The 26230-nt window shown below is 40.2% G+C and carries 23 protein-coding genes, 1 tRNA gene and 1 pseudogene; 15 read left to right on the forward strand and 10 right to left on the reverse strand.

The window, feature by feature from the left end; translation table 11 throughout:
- Positions 1-492 precede the first annotated feature (492 nt).
- The 5 genes from VB620_RS17720 (at position 493) to VB620_RS17740 (ending at position 5667) form a co-directional block, all read left to right on the forward strand.
- Positions 493-2235: an iron uptake porin gene (locus VB620_RS17720; RefSeq protein ID WP_323197473.1), complete on the forward strand. Its 1743-nt coding sequence runs from the start codon at positions 493-495 to the stop codon at positions 2233-2235.
- A gap of 183 nt (positions 2236-2418) precedes the next feature.
- Entirely contained in the window at positions 2419-2856 is a 438-nt protein-coding gene (locus VB620_RS17725) for an RrF2 family transcriptional regulator (protein WP_323197474.1), read from the forward strand.
- Between the two features lie 44 nt (positions 2857-2900).
- Positions 2901-3863, forward strand: coding sequence for a cysteine synthase A (gene cysK, locus VB620_RS17730; protein WP_323197475.1), 963 nt, complete (start codon positions 2901-2903; stop codon positions 3861-3863).
- A 15-nt stretch (positions 3864-3878) separates the two neighbouring features.
- Positions 3879-4580, forward strand: coding sequence for a J domain-containing protein (locus tag VB620_RS17735; protein ID WP_323197476.1), 702 nt, complete (start codon positions 3879-3881; stop codon positions 4578-4580).
- Between the two features lie 220 nt (positions 4581-4800).
- Positions 4801-5667 (forward strand): 6-carboxytetrahydropterin synthase, encoded by an 867-nt coding sequence (locus tag VB620_RS17740; RefSeq protein WP_323197477.1) that lies wholly within the window; start codon positions 4801-4803, stop codon positions 5665-5667.
- 48 nt (positions 5668-5715) lie between these two features.
- Here VB620_RS17740 and VB620_RS17745 read toward each other — a convergent pair whose 3' ends face one another.
- Together VB620_RS17745 and VB620_RS17750 are read right to left on the reverse strand one after the other, a co-directional pair.
- Positions 5716-6636 (reverse strand): class I SAM-dependent methyltransferase, encoded by a 921-nt coding sequence (locus VB620_RS17745; RefSeq protein ID WP_323197478.1) that lies wholly within the window; start codon positions 6634-6636, stop codon positions 5716-5718.
- A gap of 306 nt (positions 6637-6942) precedes the next feature.
- On the reverse strand, positions 6943-8604 hold the full coding sequence (locus tag VB620_RS17750; RefSeq protein ID WP_323197479.1) for a DUF3352 domain-containing protein: 1662 nt from the start codon (positions 8602-8604) through the stop codon (positions 6943-6945).
- Positions 8605-9110: 506 nt separating this feature from the next.
- On the opposite strand from VB620_RS17750, the gene VB620_RS17755 reads away from it, so the two are divergent.
- Positions 9111-9344 carry a DUF3134 domain-containing protein gene (locus tag VB620_RS17755; RefSeq protein WP_323197480.1) on the forward strand — a complete coding sequence of 78 codons (234 nt, stop codon included), beginning with the start codon at positions 9111-9113 and terminating at the stop codon, positions 9342-9344.
- A 175-nt stretch (positions 9345-9519) separates the two neighbouring features.
- On the opposite strand, the gene VB620_RS17760 is transcribed toward VB620_RS17755, so the two are convergent.
- Positions 9520-10932, reverse strand: a complete 1413-nt coding sequence (locus VB620_RS17760) for a 1-acyl-sn-glycerol-3-phosphate acyltransferase (RefSeq protein WP_323197481.1) — start codon at positions 10930-10932, stop codon at positions 9520-9522.
- 82 nt (positions 10933-11014) lie between these two features.
- On the opposite strand from VB620_RS17760, the gene VB620_RS17765 reads away from it, so the two are divergent.
- Positions 11015-11650 (forward strand): DUF938 domain-containing protein, encoded by a 636-nt coding sequence (locus tag VB620_RS17765; protein WP_323197482.1) that lies wholly within the window; start codon positions 11015-11017, stop codon positions 11648-11650.
- Here VB620_RS17765 and VB620_RS17770 read toward each other — a convergent pair.
- Positions 11651-11723, reverse strand: a tRNA-Ala gene (locus VB620_RS17770).
- A gap of 56 nt (positions 11724-11779) precedes the next feature.
- Here VB620_RS17770 and trhO point away from each other — a divergent pair.
- Entirely contained in the window at positions 11780-12676 is an 897-nt protein-coding gene (trhO, locus tag VB620_RS17775) for an oxygen-dependent tRNA uridine(34) hydroxylase TrhO (RefSeq protein ID WP_323197483.1), read from the forward strand.
- Positions 12677-12795: 119 nt separating this feature from the next.
- Here the strand turns inward: trhO and VB620_RS17780 are convergent, their stop codons facing one another.
- On the reverse strand, positions 12796-13458 hold the full coding sequence (locus tag VB620_RS17780; protein WP_323197484.1) for a class I SAM-dependent methyltransferase: 663 nt from the start codon (positions 13456-13458) through the stop codon (positions 12796-12798).
- Positions 13459-14111: 653 nt separating this feature from the next.
- Here VB620_RS17780 and VB620_RS17785 point away from each other — a divergent pair.
- Positions 14112-14369, forward strand: a complete 258-nt coding sequence (locus VB620_RS17785) for a hypothetical protein (protein ID WP_323197485.1) — start codon at positions 14112-14114, stop codon at positions 14367-14369.
- 8 nt (positions 14370-14377) lie between these two features.
- Here the strand turns inward: VB620_RS17785 and mgtE are convergent, their stop codons facing one another.
- The 5 genes and pseudogenes from mgtE to VB620_RS17810 all read right to left on the reverse strand — a co-directional run.
- Positions 14378-15778: a magnesium transporter gene (gene mgtE / locus VB620_RS17790; protein ID WP_323197486.1), complete on the reverse strand. Its 1401-nt coding sequence runs from the start codon at positions 15776-15778 to the stop codon at positions 14378-14380.
- Positions 15779-16342: 564 nt separating this feature from the next.
- Positions 16343-17089, reverse strand: a complete 747-nt coding sequence (locus VB620_RS17795; RefSeq protein ID WP_323197487.1) for a TVP38/TMEM64 family protein — start codon at positions 17087-17089, stop codon at positions 16343-16345.
- Between the two features lie 108 nt (positions 17090-17197).
- The gene (locus VB620_RS17800; RefSeq protein WP_323197488.1) at positions 17198-17920 is read right to left on the reverse strand and encodes a TIGR04283 family arsenosugar biosynthesis glycosyltransferase; all 723 of its coding nucleotides are present in this window, start codon (positions 17918-17920) and stop codon (positions 17198-17200) included.
- A 154-nt stretch (positions 17921-18074) separates the two neighbouring features.
- A complete protein-coding gene (locus VB620_RS17805; RefSeq protein ID WP_323197489.1) occupies positions 18075-19058 on the reverse strand; it encodes a PRC-barrel domain-containing protein in 984 nt (327 codons plus the stop codon).
- Between the two features lie 57 nt (positions 19059-19115).
- Positions 19116-19346, reverse strand: a pseudogene (locus tag VB620_RS17810) (hypothetical protein); the annotation flags it as partial.
- A 25-nt stretch (positions 19347-19371) separates the two neighbouring features.
- Between VB620_RS17810 and VB620_RS17815 the strand changes: the two are divergent.
- The 6 genes from VB620_RS17815 to VB620_RS17840 all read left to right on the forward strand — a co-directional run bounded on the left by VB620_RS17815 (position 19372) and on the right by VB620_RS17840 (position 26171).
- The gene (locus VB620_RS17815) at positions 19372-20355 is read left to right on the forward strand and encodes a glycosyltransferase (protein WP_323197490.1); all 984 of its coding nucleotides are present in this window, start codon (positions 19372-19374) and stop codon (positions 20353-20355) included.
- A 46-nt stretch (positions 20356-20401) separates the two neighbouring features.
- A complete protein-coding gene (locus VB620_RS17820; RefSeq protein ID WP_323197491.1) occupies positions 20402-21850 on the forward strand; it encodes an NAD(P)/FAD-dependent oxidoreductase in 1449 nt (482 codons plus the stop codon).
- The gene (locus tag VB620_RS17825; protein WP_323197492.1) at positions 21838-22785 is read left to right on the forward strand and encodes an NAD-dependent epimerase/dehydratase family protein; all 948 of its coding nucleotides are present in this window, start codon (positions 21838-21840) and stop codon (positions 22783-22785) included. The genes VB620_RS17820 and VB620_RS17825 overlap by 13 nt, the downstream gene beginning before the upstream one ends.
- Positions 22786-22852: 67 nt before the next feature.
- A complete protein-coding gene (locus tag VB620_RS17830; protein WP_323197493.1) occupies positions 22853-23761 on the forward strand; it encodes a glycosyltransferase family 2 protein in 909 nt (302 codons plus the stop codon).
- Positions 23762-23771: 10 nt separating this feature from the next.
- Positions 23772-24866 carry a glycosyltransferase family 4 protein gene (locus tag VB620_RS17835; RefSeq protein WP_323197494.1) on the forward strand — a complete coding sequence of 365 codons (1095 nt, stop codon included), beginning with the start codon at positions 23772-23774 and terminating at the stop codon, positions 24864-24866.
- A 342-nt stretch (positions 24867-25208) separates the two neighbouring features.
- A complete protein-coding gene (locus tag VB620_RS17840; RefSeq protein WP_323197495.1) occupies positions 25209-26171 on the forward strand; it encodes a glycosyltransferase family 2 protein in 963 nt (320 codons plus the stop codon).
- Positions 26172-26230: the final 59 nt, after the last annotated feature.

Genomic DNA, 26230 nt, shown 5'->3' on the forward strand with positions numbered 1-26230 from the left:
TTTCTCATACATCTAGTATTTGTTTTTGCCTAGCAAAAAAGCAATACTAGATGCAATCGTTATCACCCACCTTATATCCCGCCACTGATTCGGAGTACCAAATTCAGTGGGGGACTTACGGCGTAACTGTTAAAAGCCTGACGATATAGGCTTTTTCAGGAATCTATTCGGATAGGGAACATATAAATTCTGGGATCGTCTCTTTCTTTCAAGATGATTGTGTGTGACAGTCTAATGAGGTAGTCACTCATATGTTGCCATATACTTCAGATGCCCTATAATGGTATGCTAAGAGGTTCTGTTTTTGCATTAGTTAATCACATTAATTTAATTTGTAATTTTTAAGTTAATTAGCTATTAGCTTTGCAAAAATAAAAATTGTAGTAGTGGTAACTATCCCTCACGAAAAAAGTTCAACAGTTGTTGAATACTTCTTGAGAGTTAAGTACAGCAACAACAATTATCTATACAAGGTGTGAGGAAAAAGTGAAGATGTCTAATATCTTGTGGAAATCCCTGGTGGTTAGCCCAGCAGTTTTGGGAGCAACATTGTTAGTTTCAGGAACAGCAATTGCAGATCCAAGTACCACCACAGAAGTTTCGGTAACTGAACAACAAACCGCTACTGAAGTTGTTCAACAGCCAGAAATTTTTGCTCAGGTTACCAATGGTACCAATGTTATTAACGAAGTTAATGGCTACAGCAATGAAGGCAGAGAAAATACTACTCTGTCTCAAGTAACATCGGTTTCCCAATTTTCTGACGTACAACCCACAGACTGGGCATTCCAAGCGTTGCAGTCTTTAGTGGAGCGTTATGGTTGTATTGCTGGTTACCCAGATGCGACTTATCGCGGGAACAGGTCTTTAACCCGTTACGAATTTGCTGCTGGTTTAAACGCCTGTTTGGATAGGGTCAACGAATTGATCGCCACAGCAACAGCTGATATGGTGAGCAGACAAGATTTAGCTACCCTACAACGTTTACAAGAAGAATTTTCCGCAGAGTTGGCAACTCTTCGCGGTCGCGTAGACTCTCTAGAAGCGCGGACTGCTGAATTGGAAGCCAATCAGTTCTCCACCACTACCAAGTTGACTGGTGAAGCAATTTTTGCTGTTACCGATGCCTTTGGTGATACAGCTGGTGACAATAATAATACTGTTTTTCAAAACAGAGTGCGTTTAGGCTTACAAAGCAGTTTCACTGGTCGGGACCTTTTGACCACCCGTTTGGTCTCTGGTAATGCGAACACCCTTGACCTGGGTACTGCTACACCTTTCGGTACTGGTGCGCCTAGTGGTGAAGGTCTGCAAACCTTTAACATTGATAACACTGGTGGAAATAACGTTGAGATAGACAGACTGACCTACCAAGCACCTGTAGGGCCGGCTCAAGTTTATTTGGCGGCGAATGGTGGTAAACATAGTCATTATGCGGCTGTTAACAATCCTTATTTTGCTGACGGAACTGACGGTGGTAACGGTGCTTTAACTACCTTTGCTTCTGAAAGCCCCATTTATCGGATTGGTGGTGGTGCTGGTGCTGCCTTTACCTTACCTTTTGGTCAAGGTGGCGGTCTTTTCAAACCTAGCTCAGTAACTGTAGGTTATTTGGGATCAGAAGCTAACGAAGCGACTCCCGGTCAAGGCATATTCCAAGGTAACTATGCGGCTCTGGGACAGTTGAACTTTAGCGTGAGCGATCGCCTAGCTTTAGCTGCAACCTACGTTCACGGTTATCATGGTGCTGGTAGCACTATCTTTGACGCAGGGGAAAATAACTCTGCGGTCGTTGGTACTTCCATCGCCAACCGGGGAGGTATTGATAGAGCCAATGGTAGCCCCAATCCCTTCGCCACTAATTCTTACGGTGTTTCCGCCGCTTTCCGACCCAGCAATAAACTATCGGTCAGTGGTTTTGTCTCTTACACCGATGTCAATGGTTTTGGTGCTAACGACGCTAGCGAAGTTTGGAGTTACGGTGTTGGTTTAGCTTTACCTGACTTTGGTAAAAGAGGTAATGTTTTAGGTATCTTTGGTGGTGCTGTGCCTTATGCACACGGCGCTCAAGATGGTTTCAACAAAGTTCCATACCAAGTAGAAGGCTTCTACAAGTATCGCGTTTCTGATAACGTCTCAGTGACTCCTGGCGTAATCTGGGTAACCAACCCTGGACAAAGCAGCGACAACGATGATGCATTTATCGGTACTCTCAGAACCACCTTCACTTTCTAGAGTGTTGTAAATCTGGGAGAAATTTTTAACTTAAACTTCATTACGCCCCGCTATTATGCGGGGTTTTTTATGCTCAATTACAGTAAATAACAAACCCCAGTGGGGAACCGGAGTATACTAGAAAAGGTTAAACAGATTGATCACTTTTAACTTTTTTCTCATCCCTTACTCATATTGCTGCCTGTGGAACTATCCTGTAAATCTGAATACGCCATTCTCGCCTTAATCGAAATGGCAACTCATTATCAAAGTGGCGAACCGATGCAAATTCGCCAAATCGCCGCCCAACAAAGCATACCCGACCGCTATCTAGAACAACTATTGGCAACATTAAGACGAGGAGGTATAGTCAAAAGTCAACGCGGTTCCAAAGGAGGCTATTTTTTGACCCGCGAACCGTGGAAAATCACTGTCTTCGATGTTTTAGAATGTTTGGAAGGGTTAGATGTGCGGAACTGTGAAGAAGATGCCAATCCTAAAAGTATAGATACTTCTGTGATTAAGGAAATCTGGCAAGAAGCCCGTCAAGCGGCTAATTTAGTTTTACAAAACTATACACTTCAAGACCTTTGTGACAAAAGAGATTCCCGCCGCCAATTGGATATTATGTATTACATTTAGCCTCCTCTATTGTTGATTAATAACTAAATAAATTAGGAAAAATTATGAACACTGCACGTAACATTACAGAATTAGTTGGTCGTACACCCCTTGTACAGTTGAATCGCATCCCCCAAGCGGAAGGATGTGTGGCGCAAATACTGGTGAAACTGGAAAGCATGAATCCATCAGCATCAGTTAAAGACCGAATTGGGGTAAGTATGATTAACGCCGCAGAAGCGGAAAAGTTAATTACTCCCGGAAAAACCCTATTGGTAGAACCGACATCGGGAAATACGGGTATTGCTTTAGCTATGGCCGCAGCCGCTAAGGGTTATCGGTTAATTCTGACTATGCCAGAAACTATGAGTGGGGAACGCCGGGCGATGTTGCGGGCTTATGGGGCAGAATTAGAACTGACACCGGGAATTGAAGGTATGACTGGAGCAATTCGCCGCGCGCAGGAAATAGTTGACACTACACCACATAGTTATATGTTGCAGCAGTTTCGCAACCCTGCTAATACCAAAGTGCATCGAGAAACGACAGCTGAGGAAATCTGGTCAGATACTGATGGTCAGGTAGATATGATTGTGGCAGGTGTGGGTACTGGTGGTACTATTACTGGTGTAGCGGAAATTCTCAAAGCTCGGAAATCTAGCTTTCAAGCGATCGCAGTGGAACCAAGCAATAGCCCAATTTTATCAGGCGGACGACCAGGCCCCCACAAAATCCAAGGCATTGGCGCTGGGTTTGTACCTCAAGTTCTGAAAGTAGAATTGATTGATGAAGTAATTACCGTCAGCGATGATGAGGCGATCGCATACGGTCGGCGTTTAGCTAGAGAAGAAGGGCTACTATCCGGTATTTCCACTGGTGCAGCCTTATGTGCAGCCATTCGTGTTGCCCAACGGAAAGAAAATGAGGGACGCTTAATAGTGATGATTCAGCCCAGTTTTGGGGAAAGATATTTAAGTACACCTTTGTTCCAAGACTTGGAAGCGAAAGTAGCCACTAGCATCAGCTAACGTTACATTGGATAAATGGTCGATTTTAAACAGGTTTCTAATTACTACGAAACGCTAAAAGTTAATGCCAATGCTAGCCAAGCGGAGATTAAGCAATCCTATCGCCGCTTGGTAAAGTTATTTCATCCCGACAGCAATCAGGAAACCGCAGATAACGAGCAGATTATTCGGATTAATGCAGCTTATGAGGTCTTAGGAGATACTCAGAATCGGCTCAGATATGACCAAAAATTGCAAGAAAATTCCGAAAAATTAAATAGTAATTATCAACAACGGGCTGCATCCGCCCAAAAACGTTACCAAAGAACCAGACAAACCGGACGAGATGCGGATAAACAGGTAGAAGAATGGCTACGCTTAGTTTATCAACCAGTTAATGATCTACTTGACTGTATTCTCAATTCTTTGGAAGCTCAAATTGATGAACTAGCCGCCGACCCCTTTGATGATGAATTATTAGAAGAATTTCAAGAATACTTAAACGCCTGTCGAGATGACCTCAAGCAAGCCCAACTGACTTTTCGTTCTCTTCCAAATCCCCCTAGTTTAGCGAAAACCGCCGCTTATCTTTACCACAGTCTCAGTCAAGTAGGAGATGGAGTAGAAGAGTTAGCTTATTTTCCTTTGAGTTACGATGAGCGTTATTTGCATACAGGACAAGAATTATTCCGGATTGCTGCGAGATTGCATTACGAGGTACAAGAATCTGTAAGTTAATGGTTAAAACTATATTACGAATTACGCAAAATCATGAAAAAACGTTCGCGTAGCGTGCGCGAAGCGCATACCACAAAGGACACAAAGAACACGAAGTGAAGAGGGTTTCAGAGAGTCCTTGCATAAGTCCTACTAATTACGAATTACGAACTACGAATTATAGTTTATGCTGGAAATAGTGAAAGTTTAAGAAATTTTAAGCTCTGTTTACAGAATACTCATGCAATGTATTGTTAATCGCCGCGCTCAGTTTTCGGCTAGTCATCGGTATTGGTTACCAGAACTGAGTGAAGCCGAGAATACTGAGAAATTTGGTGCTTGTTCTAGATTTCCCGGACATGGACACAACTATGTTTTATTTATCTCTATGGCTGGAGAATTAGATAAATATGGCATGGTACTCAACTTGTCTGATGTGAAACACGTAATTAAGCACGAAGTTACCAGTCAACTGGACTTTTCTTACCTGAATGATGTGTGGGCGGAATTTCAAGAAACTCTACCCACTACTGAAAATATTGCACGGGTGATTTGGCAGCGTCTAGCACCGCATTTACCCTTAGTGCGTGTGCAGTTATTTGAACATCCTGAACTTTGGGCAGATTATATAGGAAACGACATGGAAGCCTACCTTACCATCAGTACTCATTTTAGCGCCGCTCATCGGCTGGCTCATCCTCAACTTAGTAACGAAGAAAATACTGAAATTTATGGTAAATGCGCCCGTCCTCATGGTCACGGTCATAATTACCATTTAGAAGTGACTGTGAAAGGTGAAATTGATCCACGCACGGGGATGATTGTTGATTTAGGGGGTTTAAATCAGGCTATTGAAGATTATGTGCTGGAAGCATTCGATCATAGTTTTTTAAACAAAGATATTTCTTTCTTTGAGGAAGTTGTACCCACTGCTGAGAATATCGCACTTTATATTAGTAATTTACTGCGATCGCCTATTCAAGAATTGGGAGGTACGCTTCACAAAATTAAACTGATCGAAAGTCCCAATAACTCCTGTGAAATTTACTGCACAGAATCGGATGCAAAAACCGAGAATGCAGTCAAATCTGAGCCAGTTTTAGTTTAAATCACCTCACCCCAACTCCTCTCCTAGTTCGGGAGAGGGGACTAGTAATCAGACACTCACTTGAGCAATGATAGTGCGATGACGAGGAGTGTTACTAGTGATGCTAGGAAGCTGAAAACCAGCCTCAACTAAGGTTTGCTCAATATCCAACGCGAAATATTGGTCTAAATAAGGTTCGGTACTTTTGAGCAGGGTCAAAATGTAGGGAGGCATTTTCTTGTAAATTTCTGATTGGGGATTCATGTCCATAATTGCCAAGTGACCACCAGGACGCAGCACCCGCCGCATTTCGGCAAAAATTTCTCTAGTAGCTGACTGGGGCAGTTCGTGGCACATTAAGGAAATAGAGACTAAATCAAAGGAAGCATCTGGTAAGCCAGTATTTTCAGCTGTGCTATGCAGCCAATTAATTTGAGCCTGATTCTCTTGGGCGCGATAATTAGCAACAGCTAAAAAGTAAGGAGATAAATCTAAACCTGTAATTTGAGACTGGGGATAAATTTCTTGCAGGGCGAAGCTACTTAAACCAACACTGCACCCCACATCGAGAATATTTTGGGGAGTGTGAGGAAGGGAGGCTGTGAGAATATTATGGTAACTCTGGCGTAGTTTCGCATCACCTTGGGGTTGTGCATCCTGCCAAATTTTAGCGTGAACAGCTTGAGCCGCAGGTCTTACCTCAAATGCAGCTTGCCAACTGAGATTTCCATGTTCGTAAGCATGAAATGAACTCACGTAATAGTCTGGGTAGGAAACACGAAGATTTTGGACTTGAGCTAATTCTGGCGACCAATCACGGGCTTGTAAGGTTTTGACTTCTTCTGTCCAGGGAACACCAATTCCTTCAGCGCGTTTAATCATCATTTGTCTGGCTTGATGCTTGGCTAGATTGGCTAAAGGTTTGATGGAGAGGATACCATTCACCAAACGGGAGGCTAAACCAGGAGTTGTTGTTACAGCAGTAGTCATAAATTTTCTAGTTTGGGTTTAACGCCATTTTTCACTGATGACATAATTATTGCAGGCTAGTCTAGCGTTTCATTTGCTTGTTACTAGATATTTAATTTTTAACTGGGGCTTTGGATAGACTGAGTGAGACTTGAGAATCTGATAATACTTAGGCAGGACTTACGCAAAATTATGAAAAACGAACCACAAAGGACACAAAGGACACGAAGTGAAGAGGGTTTAAGAGAGTTTTTGCGTAAGTCCTATTAGGTTTTATAGCAGTTGGGGATGGGGAAGAAGTCCCCAAATATAGCCCCTGAAATGTTCCTACTCAGCCGTTTTCGGTTTGAGAGCCAACAACATTTCTAATTCAGTCGTAAATTTATCGGGACTGGTGGCGGTGACACCAAAACCATGAATGGAATTTAGGACTGTGTTGAGTTCAGGTGGGAGAGGTTTTCCCTGTGGCGCAACGGAATTAATTAGGGACGTAGTTTTTGCGACATCTATATAAAAGTAACCTGCATTGGATTGTGGTAGTGAACCAGTTACAGTTTTAAAGGTGTCGCTACTATCGAGTTTGGGAGTATTATTTGTGGCGATCGCCTCCGCTACGGAACCACCAACGGCTAAAAATAGGGTGTCTTGGTTGAGCCAACCATGAGATAATAAAGCTCTTTGTCCCCGTAGTTGCCATTCAGTGACATCTTTACCGTCGATTTTTGTTTTCGTGACGTTGATTTGTTGCGTTTTGGCGAGATTATCTAGTTTGGTTAAAGTTGCGGATGCTGTTTGGCGATCGCTCGTTCCTAATAGTAATGCTCCTCCAACTCCCAAGTTTGGTAAAATCCCTGGATTTGAGGGAATAGTTGCAAAGGCAAATTCCTGATCCATCCAGCCAAAAACATCCTGTTCTAAGTCAATATCGACAAAATTCAGTTGTCCCCGCAGCAATTGTAATATTTGGTTAAACTGGGGATCGTCTTGAGATTGTTCTACTATCGCCGACCAACTACGACTGATATTATTACCACTGATCATCCCCAAGGTATCCAAGGGTAATTGACCGATGATTTTAGCTGGAGTTGGCTGATACTCCAATTTATTCAATTCTGGATCTAAATTAGCGATCGCCCTCATCCGCACTCCCTGATCATCCACTCCCACACGCGCCACCAGAGATTTTACTTGTTTAAATTGTTGCAGAGTTTGTGGTGGTAATTGCCTATTCTGGGGACTTGCCGCCACTAATTTTTCCATCATGTCTGCATAGTCTGGGATATACACTTGGGCGAGAATATTTTTCATGTCTGCGTTAGCAGTGAGAATCTTATTTCGACCTTCTTGACTAGCAAAAGATGGCTCTCCTTGAAAAGTTTCAATGGCATTTTCTACAGCTAGCTTTTCCCCAGACAATACTAAATAATCATTATTTAAGATAGCACTATAAGTCTGTCTACCATTTTGTGTAACTGCCGTGATTGTTTCACCTTTGTAGTCAGATTCCTCAACTGTAATCTCTTTTTCTGCTTTTAATTTATTAGCAAAACTCAAAGCTTTGACTTTATCTTTTATTCCCACCACCATCAAGACACCAGTTTTTGACTGTTTAGCTTGATTCGATTGTGCAACCGTAGTAGGATTGGGCGGTATTATAGCCAGCATCACACCACCAATCCAAGGCTTTAAATCCTGTTCGTAAGAAATATTACCTTCGCTAAATACATCTTCTTGAAAAGCTGCTAAACCTTCTGCTACTATCTTTTGGGCTTCTGGAGTGCCAAACTCTTCTAACTTCTCCCAGGCTTGAGAGTCAGTAGTAATGTAAGTAGCCATAACTGCTGTAGCAGGGACTAATTTAGCACTTCCCAAAGCACCTGAGCTATCTCCAGATGGCCCTTGAAAATACAAATAAGTTGCTACACTTCCTGCCAAAAGTACAGTAGCACCAACTACAGGAATTAATAAATTAGATTTACGTTCAGGCATTATTACTACTCTTATTGGTTAAAATTCTAACTATCGAAACTAATATTTCTGTGAAACAATTCCTGGATTTACTAAACAGCGACTTAATTTACTCAGATTAGGGCTTTTTCTCGCCCTGACACTGATGCATAGTTTTCTGATTTGTATCCCTGATTAACTAGTCGATAGTCGCCGGAATATCTCGGAAGCTGATCTGAAATCCGATTTTATCTCTAAAAGATATCAATTATGTGAATAACATGATTTATTTGTAAAGCTGATTTATACTTAAGGTGTGATGAACTTACCATGACTAGGCATAATTGTTGCTATTACTCGGATAATATACTTTGTCACATCCGACTAAGTTAACTCTACTGAGATTATAGTCAATATCAGCCAAAAATACCAGTTAAACAATTGCAGATATCAGAAATGCAATTTGAGGAAGTAAATCAAGGCTAATATATCTACTATTGTTTACTTCCAGCAAATCTAGTTTTTACCCTTAAAAGTGAGTTTTTTGTATGCCTAACAGCCCTTTAAGTGAACAACCTCGTAATCAACGAGCTACTGTAATTCGTACTAGTAATGAATTTGTTTTACTAGAATGGCTGAAGTCAAATGGTCGCCTCATCGAGCGTGAACCTCAAGAATCTCAGCGTCGGAGTCAAGTAGAAGAAATCTCTGACATGATTGAGCTAGATGATATTCCCTATGATAATGACGATGATGATTCAGAGATGGATTTAGAGGAGTAATACAGCAGGTGGTAATCTAAATATTTCGGGTTTAAAGATGGGGTTTTGTGATACCCCATTTTTATTCTGAGATCGGACTAGAATAATTAAACACAGATGGACGCAGATAAAGATGGATGAATGGAGTTAATGATTCTGTGCAGCCTAAAATAAAATTAGTATAACCAACAAATTACTAATTACTAATTAACGTTTCTAAAGCAGTTTGCAAGTCTTTTGTTAACTCACTGACAGCTTGACGAGTTAGAGTGCGATCGCCTTGAGATTTTTGCCAGCGTTCAGTTACAGAAATCGGTTCACCGACAGTTATCATCGCCTTTCTCAAACCTAAGCGGGGTCTTCCGGGAAGAGTAGATTCCTGAATGCGAGAAAGTAGATCAAACATTAATAAGGTCGTTTCTGCTAACCTTTCCGCCGTGGGTTTTTCTTGGATATAATTAGCACTCACAGCTACAAAACTTTCCACTATTCTCATGTGTTGCATTTTTAAATCTGCTTCTGATGCCACCCAATCTGCTAACCCACGTTTGAAGGGTGGTAAACTATTAATATCTGCTATATCATCGCGGTAAATATAATTCCAACCAGCTTCTTCTAAACGACGACAACGATCAATAAAATTCCCGTGGGCTTGCACTCCTAAATATGCTTCAGTAACCTGTAAAGCTGTATCCATTAAACGGTGCAATCTAGCAATTAGAATCTCATTAGGAGTAGCAGATTCATCAATAGAGATAGTTTTGGGGATATCTTGATGGTAGAAACGGCGATAAAACTCTTCCATTTCCGTAATCAAATATTCACCCAGACGACAAAGGCGTTGATAGTAAATTTCTGGCTGTGAATTACTCCCAGATTGATCAAGTGTTTCTAAACCGCTATCAGCTTCTAATTTAGTTAATAGCCCATGCAGTTTTGACCAAGGCGGATTAACGTAACTATACTGAATATTCACTGGTACAATCACCACAGTCTCAGAACGGTGAGCTTTTTGCAAATCTTCTACACACCAGAAACCTAATTGCGCCACACCGGGTTCTAAGGGACTGACAATTTCACTATGACCATTATTACCTCCTTCTGGGGCGACTGCGATCGCCATTTCACCATTACAAAACAATTCTCGCGCCGTTTGAATCGCCTGTCTATCTACTCGCCGACCACGACGAATGGGAACACCGCCAACTTGAGAGAATAACCATCCCAGCCAATTTCCTCCCCACACAGTCATCCCACGGTCATAAAGAAAATAGCTGTGAATCGGTTCTTGCAGTTTAATCCCCTGCTGGCGTGCAACTTTCGGCAAAATGTAGGAAAGTAGATATAGCATACACAAAGGATCTTCTACCTCTGGATGACGAAACGCAATCAAAAAGCGAATTTTACCAGCCTGGAATTGTTGATAAAGTTGAGCTAATGTCTCCACGTTCGTAGCTGAAATTTCAATAATACCCGCAGGTAACCACGGTCTAGTGCTAAAACGTAGCACCACAGGCAATAACCACCGCATTATTTGGAGTATAAACGGGTTAAACTGTTGGGGAATAAATTTTAGTGGTGGTTGGGTAGAGTGGATTGATTTAGGCAAGTGTCTCTCCAGGTTATTGAGTGAGAATATGGATTAGTGTCACGCAGAGGCGCAGAGGCGCAAAGGACGGAAGAGTTTGGATATGAATAAACCGGAGGATGCGCGACAGTACGCGCCAGCTACACAACGCAATCGTGAACCTATTTTAGAAGTGCTGTTACAAGTTTTACCCAAGAGTGGCACGATATTAGAAGTGGCTAGTGGGACTGGTGAACACGCCATATATTTTGCGCCCCGTCTTCGTCCTCGTCAATGGTTACCTTCTGAACAAAACCCTTTATTACGGGCTAGTATTGCTGCTTGGGCGCAAGAATGTCCATCAGATAATCTCTATCTACCTGTGGAACTTGATGCTAGTATGCCGATTTGGGCAGTAGAAAAAGATAGTTTACCAGACTCGCCTATTTTAGCCATAGTTAATATTAATATGATTCATATTTCACCTTGGTCAGCTTGTTTGGGACTGATGGCTGGTGCTGGGAGAATTTTGCCTCCTGGTGGAATACTCTATTTATATGGGCCGTTTAAACAAAATGGCGAACATACAGCACCTAGTAATATCGCTTTTGATCAATCTTTAAAGGAGCGAAATCCTGAATGGGGGGTACGTAATTTAGAGGATGTCATAGCCGCAGCTAGTAATGAGAATCTGAATTTTAAACAGACTCACCAAATGCCGGCTAATAATTTATCTGTAGTATTTCAACTCGGTGAGTAGTGGAGATTAGCAGACTCGAACTGCTGACATCCTGCTTGCAAAGCAGGCGCTCTACCAACTGAGCTAAACCCCCGTAACATAAAAACAGTAATTACCGCTTTAGTTTAAAATTATATCATTGCTCAAGAAATGAAGCAAGAAAATATTCAGGTAGTGGCAACACTGTATAAATTTGTCAGCTTGCCCGATTTTGCAGAAAAACAAGAACCCCTGCTTTCTTATTGTCAAAGTCAAGGTGTTAAGGGAACAATTTTATTAGCAGCAGAAGGGATTAACGGCACTATTGCCGGGTCACGGGTAGCAATTGACTCTGTTTTGGCGTTTTTGCGTGCTGACCCCCCTTTAGCAGACTTAGAACACAAAGAGTCATACACCGAAACACAACCCTTTGAACGAATGAAGGTACGGTTAAAGGCAGAAATAGTGACTATGGGTTTGCCGGAAGTGGACCCCAATCAGCAGGTGGGTACTTATGTGACTCCGGAAGAATGGAATGATTTGATTTGTGATCCGGAAGTAATTGTGATTGACACCCGTAATGATTATGAGGTGAATATCGGAACTTTCAAAACAGCACAAAATCCTCAAACTAAATCATTCCGAGAGTTTCCTGAATATGTGAGTCACAACCTCGACCCTAATCAACACAAAAAAGTGGCGTTATTTTGTACTGGTGGGATTCGTTGTGAAAAAGCTTCGTCTTTTATGCTTTCCCAAGGCTTTGCGGAAGTTTATCACCTCAAAGGTGGTATTCTCAAGTATTTGGAATCAGTACCAACTGAGGAAAGTTTGTGGGAAGGTGAATGTTTTGTATTTGATGAACGAGTAGCTGTCCGTCATGGCTTAGAGTCAGGTAGTCATGAGTTGTGCTTTGGTTGCGGACATCCAATCTCTGCGGTTGATAAGACTTCTCCTAAATATGAGGAAGGTATTTCTTGTTCTCACTGTTTTGATAACTTGACTGAAGAAAAAAGGGTGCGTCAGCATGAAAAGTGGAAACAATATCAATTAATTCGTAATTCGTAATTCGTAATGGGCTGCGTCCCGCTTCTCTGCGAGACGCTCTGCTAAGATAATTCGTAGTTTTTAATTCTATGAAGGAATCAACTAAACAATGGTCTTTTCTGAGATTACTCCTAGAGAAATTATTTCTTATAGGCGAGAGTTAAACCATCAGCGATGGGAACTAAACTGAGATTAATTCGCTGATCTTGATGCAGTTTCTCATTGAAGGCGCGAATCTTTGTGGTGCGATTGTCTTGGACTGCGATATCTGCAACTTTTCCTGACCAAAGCACATTATCAATCAAAATTAATCCACCAGGACGAACTAATTGTAGCGATCGCTCGTAATAACCATCATAATTACTTTTGTCAGCATCAATAAACGCGAAATCAAAGGTTTCGGCTTCACCTGCGGCGAGTAACTGATCTAATGTCTCCATTGCTGGAGCAATATGTAAATCAATTTTAGCTGCTACCCCGGCTTGTTGCCAATAACGACGGGCGATCGCTGTAAACTCTGCACTAGTATCACAGGCTACTACTCGACCCTCTGGAGGTAACGCCAAAGCCACCACCAGGGAACTATAACCCGTAAATACTCCCACTTCTAAAGTCTTTTTTGCTCCCATCAATTGCACCAATAAAGCCATAAATTGTCCCTGTTCCGGTGCAATCTGCATTTGAGCCATCGGATGCTGGGCTGTTTCTTCCCTGAGTTGACACAGAATTTCTGGTTCCCGTAAAGATACCGAAAGTAAGTAGTTATATAGTTGCGGTTCAATTCCCAATGTTTGATTTGCCATAATTCAGTGAAATTAAGCTGAAAACTATCTCTGATTATTCATTTATTTTACGTCTTAAGGATGAGAAAAGTTAATTTTTATTTCCATCCCCAGAATGATAGATTTACCCAATTTCATAGTTAACTTAAAAGCATAGGAACAGGATTTATCCTCAGTTTCCTAGAGAGTTGTGTACTTGTTTTCAGTGGTCAGATTAAGAGGGTGTGTCAGGTGTGAGGATAAAAAAGTTAGTCGCGTACAAATTACCTTCAATTTAGTATGTTTGGCTAATATCCAGGGTAAAATGTCTGAACTTCCAAATTCTAAGTGTGGAGTTAAACCATAAATTAAACCTTGGATTGAATTATCAGTTCAGGGTTTATTTTTAGAATTTGATCTGTAGTTAATTAATTCGGCGCTACTTCATGAAATAAGATTCCCAGAATAATTGAACGCAGATGGACGCAGATAAACGCCGATGAATTAATGGATTTTATTATTCTGTACAGCCTAAAATAAAATTATTATTAGCAGAGATCACAGAATGTCTTCCAGATATCAGACTATGAGATTTCCACTATGATAGAGCTAGATTAGTCTGCCATTAGATGGATGTCTTCATCCTAAATAAATGCTACCATAGTCAAACACATAATAAATTACAACTAGGAATTATGACATCCCCAAAACCATTGCTTGGCACAGAATTAGTAGATTGTGCAAGAGCAAATGCGAATCTGGGAATAGAAACTGCGGCTTATCAGTGCGGCTATGGCGATGATATCAATACTTTTACCCGCGAACTCAGAGAATCTTGTCAGAAAATGAATTTACAAGTTAAGGAACTCAACGAATTAATTACTGATCAAGATATGATTCTGGAATTAGGCACTGGAGAAATTATTGCCCCAGAGACAGCTTCGGAATTATAAATCAAAACTTATAAACCTAAAATCACTCGTGCCAATTTAAAGTAAATCAAAACACCTAAGACATCCACGGCTGTAGTGATAAAAGGTGCTGACATTAACGCCGGGTCTAAGCGGAAAGCACGGAATAAAAATGGTAGTGCAGAACCAGATACAGAAGCAATAATCGAAATAGCTACTAGACTGATGCCTACAGTGAATGCTACATCGGCGCGTCCTTGAAGAAAGTAAGCCCACACTGTGGCAATGCTACCTAACATTAGTCCCAAAAACCCCCCGGCGATCGCTTCTCTGCCAATTACCTGCCATATCTTCAGGGATCTAATTTCATCGGTACTCATCCCCCGAATCACCACTGTAGAAGACTGAGCGCCCACATTACCACCAGTACCTGTCAGCAAAGGAATAAACGCTGTCAGGATCACAACTTGTCTTAAAATATCTTCTTGGGACTTAATAATTGTCCCAGTTACTGTATTAGTTATCAGTAAAACAAACAACCACACCACCCGCTTGCGGGCAACTTGCAGTAAATTCATCTGAAAATAGTTGTCACCATCGGACTGCACACCACCACCTAAAGCGTAGATATCCTTAGTGGTTTCCTCTTGCAGAATATCCATCACATCATCAACGGTGACAATACCTACTAGACGCTGTTCTTTATCCACAACAGGCACAGCTAAAAAATCATATCTTTGAATTAATCTGGCGACTTCTTCTTGGTCTGTATCTGTGTGAACAAACACCACTTCACGGGTCATAATTTCGCCAATGGTTTGTTCAAGTTGAGACACCACCAACTGTCGCAAAGAAACAATCCCCGTCAAGCGCCTAGCGACATCGGTAACATAAAGGTAGTAAATGATTTCACTAACATTAGCCTGACTGCGAATCCTTTCGATGGCTTGAGATACGGTGAAATTTTCTTTCAGATAAATTAACTTTGGGGTCATGATGCGCCCAGCTGTATCACCTTCATAACCCAAAAGTTGGGCTGTGGCTTCCCGTTCTGCTGGGCTGAGTTGTTCTAGCAAGCGATTGACAACTTTTGCTGGTAATTCGTCAAATAACCTGGCGCGGTCATCTGGAGACATTTTATCTACAATGTCACGCACATCCTGACTTTTGAGTTTCTCGATTAAATGTTGTTGCACACTGTAGTCGAGATATTCATAAACCTCGATAGCCTCAGTCTTAGGAAGTAAGCGAAAAACCAAAGCGTGCATTGCTTCTGGTAATCCTTCAATGGCCTCTGCAATGTCCGCAGGTTGTACAGGTGCGAGAATAGTTTTAGCTTCTTGCAAGTTTCCCGATTCTAGGAGAACTTGGATTTGAGTTCGCACTAAATCTTGCAATTCGCTACGGGTGATATTTGGGGTGGTAGAGTTTAAATTATTGGTTTCAGTCAAAATCTACTTTCCTCAGCCTGTTTGAACAAGTGTGCTGCCTTTAGTGTAGGGGAATGTGGGAATGAGAAATAGAACTTATGCCATAAGTTTGAGTAAGTCAGACTGCGGGTTATTCCTCTGAATTCGACTTTATGTATTCAGGACTTACGCAACAATTGCCAACAATCTTGATTTATCGTTCGCGTAGCGTGCGCGAAGCACATACCGCCAAGCCGCCCGCGCGTAGCGATGCCCACAAGGGCTGTAGAACGCCAAGAAAATGTAGATTATGCGTAAGTCTAAGAGGATGTTTGAAAAGTATTAGGTGAAACCAATAATCTCCAAAAACCTAACCCCCCTTCCCCCCTTCCCTACCAGGGAATGGGGGTTTCAAAGCCTCTCCAGTAATAAAAGTAATTCCTTTCCCCTCTCCTTGTAGGAGAGGGTTAGGGAGAGGTCGGGGAGAGGTTTGGAGAGGGGTTTATTTATACATTAAAAACTTTTGAAACATCCTCTAAGTCCTAGCATTGTTTTCTTCTGTTTAGCAGCTAGTTTGTGGATAATATTGGTGATATTTTTAGATAATTAATTATTAGTTTTATTTTGGATGATTTCTGATTCTGTAATACTTTCTTTGAGAGCCTTTTGAGCAATTTTTGTCATATATATAGTTATCCCAATCGTGGCAATTAACCCAATTATCTGCATTACCCATTGCCAGATTTGTGCTTTTGGATTAGTTGGTTGATTAGGTGAATTAAGCATTGCTAAATTACCTGCTAAGGAACCTATATAAACATATAAGACTGTACCAGGAATAATACCAAAGGAACCTAATATATAATCTCTTAGAGAAACTTGGGTGACTCCAAAAGCGTAATTTAATAAGTTGAATGGAAAGATGGGACATAATCTAGTTAGTAAGACAATTTTCCATCCCTCTTTGGCTACTGCTAAATCTATGGCTTTAAATTTAGGATATTTATTAATTTGCTGCGAAACCCAATCACGGGATAGGTAGCGTCCGACAATAAACGCTGAAATTGCCCCGATAATTGCGGCAATTAACACATATATAGAACCCCACAAGAGTCCAAATAAGCAACCACCTTTGAGGGTTAACAGAGAACCAGGGATAAATAGGATTGTGGCTAAGTTATATATGACAATATAAGCAATGGGACCTAATGCACCAAGACTTTGCACCCATAAGATGGAATGATTTAAAATAACTGGAATATTGACGTATTGGGCAAGGAAAATTAGGGTAATAATCAGAAAGCTAGTTATTAATAATTTGAGTGTACTATTTGATAAGGGCTTTTTAAGCATACAGTTTACTTGAGTTTTTCGTCGCTAACTACGATATATGATGCTTAGATGAGAACGAAGTTAAAAACCAGAATAACTAACCGCAGAGACGCAGAGGACACAGAGAAATCAGGATTTGAGAGAGTTTTTGCGTAGGTCTTGTTTGTTCGATATTTCCCGACGATACCAACTGCGAATGCGTTCAGGTGAAACACCGAGGATATAAGCAGTAATTACTATTTGATTGAGTAGAGTTGTATAAATTACGCCTTTGTCTAGCCATCTCCGGGCTGAGGTGATAACTGGTACAGGAATTATGGAAATTTTACCTATAGGTTTTAAACGGCGAATGAGTTCAAAGTCTTCCATGATTGGTAGGTTAGGAAATTGTCCATTTTTTTGGAATATTTCTTTGGTTAAAAATATTGCTTGATCACCATAGGGCATTTGCCAATGATGCGATCGCCAGTTTACTCCTTTTTCTACCCATCTTAAACTCCACAAGGGAGAATCAATCTCTAAGGCAAAGGCACCGGCTACTGTTTTTGGCTGTTGTAGGGCTGTGCGAACCATGTTATCAAAGCCAGGAGGTAAACGGCTATCGGCGTGAAGAAACAGCAGGATTTCGCCAGTTGCAGCCATAGCACCGGCGTTCATTTGTACTGCTCTACTAGGGGCAGATGAGAGAGTTTTTACACCTAATGACTGAGCTATGCTGACGGTGTTATCTTGTGAGCCACCATCCACTACGATTAATTCTACATTGGTACTGGGTTGTGTGGATGCGATCGCACTCTCAATATTTGCCGCTTCGTTGAAGGTGGGGATAATAATCGAAATTGTGTTATTCACTGCTGAATTAAGAATTTATATCACGCAGAGGCGCAGAGGCGCAGAGAGGAGGAGGAGTTAAAAAATTAAATACCCCCTTCCGCTTTAATTATAGGAAGAGGGTTTAATTACGAATTACGAATTACGAATTACGAACTACGAACTACGAATTATCCTAATATCCGCCTTCTTCTTCGTATTCTGGCTGTCTTTCTTTGACTTTTTTGGGAATGTTAACTGGCTGTGGTGCATCTTCCCACGCATCGCCTTCTACATCGTCGTAATCGTCATATTCTTCAGCGTAAGGTTGGCTGTAAGGCTGGGGTTCATATCTAGTTGGTGGTTCTTGATATCTATCCTTACCTGTAGCTTCACTCCAGTTATCTTCCTCGTCGTCTTCATATTCAATGGGTTCGTACTGTCGCGCCCGCATGACTTGACGCTGTGGGATTTCTTCTTCCACATAGTCCTCTGTCCATTCTTCCTCAACTACGGGTTCGGGAGCGCGAACTCTGGTTCTGGGTGGTTGTAATGGAACTCCACTGGGTAGCTGATTAGCTGGTGAGACGGTACGCGGAGTATAGCCATATTCTTCTTCGGCTTCTCGTTCCCACGGTGCTTTACCTATGCCTAACCGTTCTAGTACACCGACGGTTAACTGATTAACCCGTTCTTCGGCTCCTTCAAAAACAATCAACCTGCTGGGGCCGGTGCTGACGATTTCATCTACCGAAAACTCGTAGGTGCTGAGAAATTGGTCGGGAATTTGGGGTAATCCTAAAGAAGCAATGACTATGGAGAGAATTTTTCCAGTTTCGCCATTGAACTTGAAGCCCCGCACTCTACCTAATACTTCGCCTGTTTCTGTAATTACTTCCCAGTTAATCAGATTACTTAAGGTTTCAACTTCGATGTCTTCAATAGCATCTTCGTTGTCAACTAGAATTACATCGCCAATTTGGTTGACGGTGCTGAGGTACATATATCGTGGCAGACCCGAAATAGAGATCAGGCTGTCTCGCAAACCAAGTGCCACAACCTCTCTTTGATCAATATCAACCCAAAGCTGATTGACGACACCGAGCCGTTTGCCGTTGTCGCGCGTAATCACCTGGGTGTTTAATATATCGGAACGCCTAATTGTCTGTTCAGAGGTCATTCTATACCGAGTCCTGATCTCGAATCCGGTTTATCCATACACTATTATTAACAAAACTCAAGCAAATGTATGGGAGGATTTTAATTTAATTCCCAAAACTTGAGTGTAAGCTCCTCGTGCTTGAGTAAAGCCAATGGTGCGCTCGGCTGATTCTATCATCGGACGACGCAAACTCACAACTATAAATTGCACTTGTTGGGCTTGTTATTTGATCATTCTAGCTAATCTCTCGACGTTTGCCCCATCTAAAAACATATCTACTTCCTCAAAGGTATAAAATGGCGAAGGCCAATTTAGGTTCATAACGGTGGAAATGAAGCCAACACAGCGATCAATTTCGGTGATCATTCCGGTTCATAATGGTGGTGAAAGTTTCCGCCAATGTTTGTTAAGTATTGGCGCGTCTATTTTTCACCCTACAGAAGTAATTGTGGTAGCTGATGGGGATACCGAATCTGGGGAAATAGCAGCCGACTGGGGAGCTAAGGTAATTAGAGTTGAGGAGAAAGGGGGGCCAGCACAAGCCAGAAATTTAGGTGCGGCTGCTGCTCAAGGTGAGATAATTTTTTTTGTGGATGCTGATGTCACCATAGAGCCAGATAGCATAAATCAGGTAAGGTCGGCGTTTACTGAAGATACAAATCTAGCTGCCTTAATTGGTTCCTATGATGATGCTCCAGGGGCGAGTAATTTTCTTTCTCAGTACAAAAATCTTTTTCATCATTACACCCATCAAAATGCCAATGAGAATGCTTTCACTTTTTGGGGTGCTTGTGGTGCAATTCGCCGGGATATCTTCTTAGCTATGGGCGGTTTTGATGAAACTTATCGTCGTCCTTGTGTGGAAGATATTGAGTTAGGCTATCGCCTCAAAGCCGCAGGTTACAAAATTGCATTGGTGAAAACGCTGCAAGTAAAACATTTAAAACGATGGGGAATCATATCTTTAATTAAAGCCGATGTGTGCGATCGCGCCTTACCTTGGACACAATTAATTCTACGTCAAGGACAAATGCCTTCAGACTTGAATCTTGGTTGGTCAAGTCGGCTAAGTGTGGTTTTAGTTTACTCTTTATTAATAAGTTTAATTGCTTGTTGGTGGCAGTGGAAATTATTAATTATATCTGCTTTTATCTGTGCATTGCTGACAATTATTAATGCCTCTGTTTACCGCTTTTTCATGAATAAACGGGGTATTTTATTTACATTGGGCGTATTACCTTGGCACTGGTTCTACTATTTTTATAGTGGTCTAGCCTTCGTGATTGGTATTTTGAGAAAATCCATAAAATCATAAATGTTCATGATATCATATCACAGAGAATAATAATAGGTAGTAATACTTGAAAAATACTTGTAGTGTAGTCATCATTGGTGCAGGACCGGCTGGCTTAACATCAGCTCATGAACTAGTTAAGCAAGGCATTCAACCCATTGTTATAGAACAAGCTGACCGAGTAGGGGGAATTTCCCGTACAGAAACATACAAAGGCTATCGCTTTGATATTGGCGGTCACAGATTTTACACCAAAGTTGGAGAAATTCAGCAAATTTGGGTAGAAATACTAGGGAATAACTTTCTAAAAGTCCCCAGGCTTTCCCGTATTTACTATAATGGGAAGTTTTTTAACTATCCTTTAGAACTAAGTAACGCCTTATCCAATCTGGGAATTATTAACAGCTTGCTAATGTTATTGAGTTATTTGCAAGTCAAAATCAACCCTCATGCAGTTGAAGAAAATTTTGAACAATGGGTTTGCAACCGCTTTGGTAAAAGGTTATATTTAACTTTTTTCAAATCTTATACCGAAAAAGTTTGGGGCATTTCCTGTACAGAAATCAGAGCAGATTGGGCAGCACAACGCATTCAAGGAATGTCATTAAAAAGGGCAATCCTTAATAGCCTATTTAAGACCAACCAAACTAAATCACTGATTAAAGAATTTTATTACCCAGAATTTGGTCCGGGAATGATGTGGGAAAAATGCCAAGAAATTGTCAACGATAAGGGCGGAAAAGTTCATCTCAACACAACTGTATATAAAATTTACCATCAAAATAATCAGATTCAAAAAATTAGTGTTAAACAGGACAATAAAACTTTTGATTTACAAGCAGAACAGTTTATTTCTAGTATGCCAGTAACTGCTTTGATATCAAGATTAGATCCCCCAGGACCAACAGCAGTTTTAGAAGCAGCACATAGTTTAAAATATCGAGATTTTTTAATTGTCTCGTTAATAATTGATGAGGTTGATTTATTTCCCGATAACTGGATTTATATTCATAGTCCAGAGTTTAAAGTAGGACGGATACAAAACTTCAAAAACTGGAGTCCGGCGATGGTTCCAAATAGTAGTAAAACCTGCTTGGGTATGGAATATTTTTGTTCTGAAGGTGATCAACTTTGGTCAATGTCAGATAGCGAATTAATTGAAATTGCTAGCAGAGAAATTGTCGATTTATCTTTGTTATCAAATATCAATAAAATTGAAGATGCGACAGTGATTAGACAATTAAAAGCCTATCCTGTTTATGATGAGGAATATCGTCAACATTTGCAAGTTATTCAAGATTATTTGCAGGGGTTTAAAAATTTACAAACCATTGGAAGGAATGGGATGCACCGTTATAATAATCAAGATCATTCCATGTTAACAGGATTATTAGCTGCAAAAAATATTTTAGGAGAACATCATAATTTATGGGATATAAATACGGAGCGTTCCTATTATGAAGAATTTAAGACACCGAATTTAAGTCAGCCAAAGGAATTAAAATGCACTTCATAATCACAGGAGGAGCAGGTTTTATAGGTTCTCATCTTACTGATGAATTATTATTAACAGGACATCAGGTAACAGTTGTTGATAATTTCATGACTGGGTTTCGTCATAACCTACCTGAACATTCTCATCTTCAATTTGTCGAAAAAGATATTTGTGAATGTCAACCCCAAGATTTTACTAAACCTATTGATGGTATTTTTCATTTAGCAGCTGCAAGTTCAGTACAAAAATCTTGGCTAAATCCTTTAGAGACCCATCATCATAATTTGTCTTCAACAATGGCTGTTGTTCAAATTTGTGAGGCTTTAGGAATTCCCCGTTTAGTTTTTACCAGTTCAGCAGCAGTTTATGGAAATCCGACTCAACTACCTTTACGAGAAACTCACTCCACAAATCCGATTTCTCCCTATGGTTTACATAAGTTAATGGGAGAGCAATATATTGACTTTTTTGCCAAAAATAATGGATTTTCGGCAGTTATACTGCGTTTGTTTAACGTTTTTGGCGATCGTCAATCTCCCAAATCACCTTATTCTGGAGTAATTTCCCTATTTTCATCAGCTATACAGCAGGGATTACCAATTAAAATCTATGGAGATGGAACACAAAAGCGAGATTTTATTTATGTGAAAGATGTAGTTAATGCTTTAATTCAAGCTGTAAAAACTCCCTTATCATTTGGTAATTCTCTTACCTGTAATATTGGTCTAGGAAAAAGGACTTCCTTACTAGAAATTTTAACTATTTTGCAAGAGTATTATCCTCAAAAGAAAGTACCGATAGAATTTGCACCGATGCGACAGGGAGACATTCATGATTCTTGGGCTAATATTGACAATGCTAGGGAAATTTTGGGATTTTCTCCGCCAGAAGAGATCAAACCTGGTTTATCTAGTTACTTAACTGCAATTAATTTTTGTCGAAACTTACTCAATTAGCCTAATTACAAAAATTTTCAGACAAAAAATAAAATGCCTGAATTACCTAAAATTAGTAACTTAGCTTATGCTAGAAACCCAAATTTTATTCTCAATCATTATTCCTACGTACAATCGTCTACAGCCATTAACAAATTGCTTACAATCTATAACTAATCTAGATTATCCTCGTAATCGCTTTGAAGTAATAGTAGTAGATGATGGTAGCAAAATATGTCTAGATAGTGTGGTTAAACCTTTCCAAAATCAACTCAATCTCACCTTAATTTCCCAAACTAACGCTGGTCCAGCAAGCGCTAGAAATACAGGCGCAAAGCAAGCACAAGGAAAATTTTTAGCATTTATAGACGATGATTGTACACCTGCAAATAATTGGCTACAGGTTTTAGAGAGTTATTTAATTGCTGATGTAAATGATTTAATTGGAGGATGTATAATCAATGCACTTCCTGAAAATATTTTTGCTACTGCTAGTCACGCATTGCTAGATTATATTTATGCTAGTTATCAGAATAAAAACACATTTCCCCAATTTTTCACATCTAATAATATAGCATCATCCGCAGAAACTTTTCTGGCTATTGGAGGTTTTGACACCAATTTCCCTTTAGCTGCGGCAGAAGATCGGGAATTTTGCGATCGCCTCCTATCTCACAACTATAAGATAAGGTACGTCCAAGAAGCAATAGTTTATCATGCTCATAATTTAACCCTAAGCACTTTTTACCGACAACATTTTAATTATGGACGCGGTGCATTTCTATTTCACAAAACCTACTCCCAACGACATCCCCAACAAAAAAGTATCCAGCACTGGTTATTTTACTTAAAACTAATAACCTACCCTTTAACAAAACAATATTCTCAATCGGCTATCCTCCTTTGCTTTCTAATTTTGCTATCTCAAATTGCCACAACATTTGGTATAGTTACAGAAAAATTATTATCTCAAAAAATATCGCCAAGCCTTGAATAATATTAAAAAAATGCCCCAAACAGACACTGTGAGAATAGGTATAGATGGTAGTTTCCTATCAGGTCAGAGACGAGGACATGCTCGTTATGCCTTTGAACTTTGCCGAGAATTAGATACATATTTACCCAACGCCCAATTTTTTGTTTATAGTCCCTGTCCGATAGAAATGCCCGTAATTTCCCCACGCTGGAAATTAAGAAATTATGGCAAAATACTATCAATATCACCAATATCATGGCTGAAACTTGTGGGCAGTTGGATATGTCGAAGAGATCAGCTAGACGTATTCTGGGGAACGTATTTTTTTCTGCCATATCTTGATAAATCAACCCGGACAATTCTTACTGTTCATGATTTTTGGTATGACATATCCCCAACAGGTATGTCTTGGCTGCACACTCAGGCTTTTAACTTATTCTTAAAAAATGATGTCAGCCGAGCCAATACCATCATTACTAATTCTCAAGGAACAGATAAACAGCTATTTAATTACACTGGTCGTAATTCCATTATTATTTCACCTGGTGTTGATGATATATTCCAACCACTACCAATAAATGTAATCAATCTTGAATTAAACCATCATCATATTTCCTGCCCCTATCTTCTCAATATAGCTACTTGGGAACCAAGAAAAAACATAGAATTATTAATAAAAACCTTTATTAATATGAAAAAAGATGGTTTAATTCCCCAGCATAAACTAGTTCTCGTTGGCAAAAAAGGTTGGAAATATGCAGGAATAGAAACCTTAATTAATAACGAAGGGCAAAATTATATTATTGTTCTTGGTTACGTTCCAGATCAACAATTACCAGCACTTTATAATGGCGCAGATGTATTTGTTTTTCCTTCGATTTATGAAGGATTTGGCATACCTGTAGCAGAAGCCAGAGCTTGTGGCACAAGAGTAGTAACCACAGATATTCCTGAACTAAGGGAAGCAGGTGGTATTGGTACTATCTATATCCAACCCACAGAGTCAGGTATCAGAGAAGGGATTTTAACAGCCTTAAATAAACCTCCCATAAGTCCAGATAATTTGCACATTCCCACTTGGAAAGATGGAGCGAGAACTTTAGCAAAAATTATGACTGCTAAGTAGACATCATAAACTACGTACACCAGAAAATATGAAAAAAACTAACTTTTTATTCCCCTCCTTCCTTGCCTACGGTGTACACACAAGTCCTATCAAGTTACCTCATCACGTTTTGATCCCCCTTAGCCGCCCTTGAGAAGGGGGGAATTAGAATCAAAGTCCCGCTTAAAAAGGGGGATTTAGGGGGATCAAATCACTTGTGTGTACACGGTAGTCTCGCTTGCGGTGAACCAGCGCTCTATGCGGGTTTCCCATCGTAGGCGACTGGTGAACCCGAAGGGGGAGGGGTTAGGGGTGGGGTCTTAGTTTCAAGTCAAATGCTAACCTAATTAAATTTATGAAATTATGAAATTAGATCCACCCGATATATCTGTAATTATTCCGGCCTATAACTCCGAAACATATATTAGAGAATCTATCAATAGTATTTTAGAACAGTCCTTCAGTAATTGGGAAATGATTGTTGTTAATGATGGTTCAACCGATCATACTCCAGCCATCATTCAAGAATATATCCTCAAAGACCAAAGAATCAAATTGATTATGCAAGAAAATAGTGGTTCTGCATTAGCAAGACGCACTGGTTTTCTAAACTCCCAGGGAAAATATATTTATTTTTTAGATGCAGATGATCGCAGCAAACCAACCACCTTAGAACGATTATACTTAGCTCTAGAAAGATGGACAGAAGCAGTTGCAGCCTATGGGAAGATAGTAGAAATTGACATATCTAATAATGTTATTTTTCAACCAGGTTCAATCGTTGAGGATCTGGTTCCCATAGATATGTTCCCTCGCACTATCGAACGTGGTATATTCTGCATCGGAGGAGTTTGTATTAGACGTAATTTCTTAAATCAAGAAGACTTTTTAACTGATTTAACCATTGGTGAAGATTGGTTATTTTGGTGTCGTCTGACTGCTAAAGGACCATTTATATTTATCGGAGAAGAAGCAATCATTGAAATTCGTCGTCACAATACAAATAAAACCAAACTTCCAATTTCTAAATTAGTGGAAAGCTGGAATAAGTCCAGAGAAGTTATTTTTACAGATCCAGCTATTAGGCAAAAATTACCGCCTAAATTATTAGCTAAACATTCCCAAATAAATAAATTTTACACCTATTATGATGTCACAAAACTATGTTGGAGATTAAAAGCCTATGATTTAACTACTATCTACTTTGGGAAATCAATAATAACGGCCCTAGAAAATCCCTTAGCATTCTTACATATTATGGGAAGATTTAACCGAGAAGTTTGGAGATATTTTCGATATTTTATCAAAAATCCTGATAAATATTGAGATAAGTAGGATGCGTAAAGCCCTTGCGGGCATGGCTTCGCTTAGAGCGATAGCGTAAC

This window comes from Nodularia harveyana UHCC-0300, from assembly GCF_034931085.1.
Taxonomy (GTDB): domain Bacteria; phylum Cyanobacteriota; class Cyanobacteriia; order Cyanobacteriales; family Nostocaceae; genus Nodularia; species Nodularia harveyana.